This window comes from Parvibaculum sp. (assembly GCF_049672805.1).
Taxonomy (GTDB): Bacteria; Pseudomonadota; Alphaproteobacteria; order Parvibaculales; family Parvibaculaceae; genus Parvibaculum.
Map to the genome: position 1 here is coordinate 1 of NZ_JBATWS010000033.1, position 1659 is coordinate 1659.

The 1659-nt window shown below is 61.7% G+C and carries 2 protein-coding genes; both read left to right on the forward strand.

Translation table 11 applies throughout. The features are described from left to right. Nucleotides 1-753, forward strand: a 753-nt coding sequence (locus WBF74_RS01055; protein WP_424433961.1) for an ABC transporter ATP-binding protein, incomplete at its 5' end; no start/stop codon positions are given. A 9-nt stretch (nt 754-762) separates the two neighbouring features. Then, nucleotides 763-1659 (forward strand): branched-chain amino acid ABC transporter permease (locus WBF74_RS01060; RefSeq protein ID WP_424433963.1); only part of this gene is annotated, 897 nt, incomplete at its 3' end.

A 1659-nucleotide genomic window follows, 5' to 3' on the forward strand; every position in this document is an offset into this window, starting at 1 on the left:
AACGTCGAGAACGTCTCGTTGCGCTTCGGCGGTGTCATGGCCATCACCGACGTGTCGTTCGACATCCGGAAAGGCGAGATCCGCGCCATCATCGGGCCCAACGGCGCGGGCAAGACGTCGATGCTCAACGTGATCAATGGCTTCTACAACCCGCAGGAAGGGCGCATCACCTTCAAAGGAGCAACGCGCGCCCGCATGCGCCCTTCGGTAGCGGCCAGCCAGGGCATCGCCCGCACGTTCCAGAACGTGGCGCTGTTCAAAGGCATGTCGACCCTCGACAACATCGTGACCGGGCGCACCCTCAAGATGAACCGTGGCTTCTTCTGGCAAGTGCTGCGTCACGGCCCGGCGTTCCGCGAGGAGATCGAGCATCGCAGGTTCGTGGAGGAAATCATCGACTTCCTCGAGATCGAGGCTATCCGCAAGACACCGGTCGGTCGCCTGCCCTACGGCCTGCAAAAGCGTGTGGAACTCGGCCGTGCGCTGGCGATGGAGCCCGAGCTTCTGCTGCTCGACGAGCCCATGGCCGGCATGAATCTGGAGGAGAAGGAGGACATGTGCCGCTTCATCCTCGACGTCAACAACCAGTTCGGCACCACCATCGCGCTGATCGAGCACGATATCGGCGTGGTCATGGACCTTTCTGACCGCATCGTGGTGCTGGAATACGGCCGCAAGATCGCCGACGGCATGCCGAACGAAGTCAAGAGCGACCAAAAGGTCATCGACGCCTATCTCGGCGTTCCGCACTGAGGCCCCGCCATGGACATCCTGTACAACATCTTCATCGATCCCTTCGCACAGATGGCCGGCGCACCTGACCTGCTGATCCAGACATTGTGGGAGGGGCTTGTCTCGGGCGTGCTCTATGCGCTGATTGCCCTCGGCTTCGTGCTGATCTTCAAGGCATCAGGCGTCCTCAACTTCGCTCAAGGCATCATGGTCGTGTTCGCGGCGCTGACCCTTGTCGGCTTGTTCGAGATCGGCGTTCCGGCCCTCCTCGCCCTCGTCCTGACGGTCGCCATTATGTACGGGCTTGCGGTGGGTGTGGAGCGGGTCGTGTTGCGCCCGCTCGTCAACCAGCCTGACATCATCCTGTTCATGGCGACCTTCGGCCTCACCTATTTCCTGATCGGACTTGGCGAACTCGTCTTCGGCGGCAACCCGAAGTCCATGATCACCGAGGAACTTTTCCTCCCGTCGGGATCGGTTGAATTTGAGATGTTTGGCGGCTTCGTTTCTCTGCAGAAGCTGGATATCGCCGCTGCGCTCATCGCCTCAATCATGGTGGCGGGACTTGCCGTCTTCTTCCAGAAGACGCGCGTGGGGCGGGCGTTGCGGGCGGTCGCGGACAGCCATAAAGCCGCGCTGTCGGTCGGCATCTCGCTCAATCAGATCTGGGTCATCGTGTGGTTCACGGCGGGCGTGGTGGCGTTGACCACCGGCATCATGTGGGGCGCGCGTTCCGATGTGTCTTTCGCGCTCCAGATCATCGGCCTCAAGGCGTTGCCGGTGTTGATCCTCGGTGGCTTTACGTCCGTGCCGGGCGCCATCGTAGGCGGCCTCATCATCGGCGTGGGTGAGAAACTCGGAGAGTTCTACTGGGGCCCCCTCGTCGGCGGCGGCATCGAGAGCTGGCTCGCCTATTTCATCGCACTC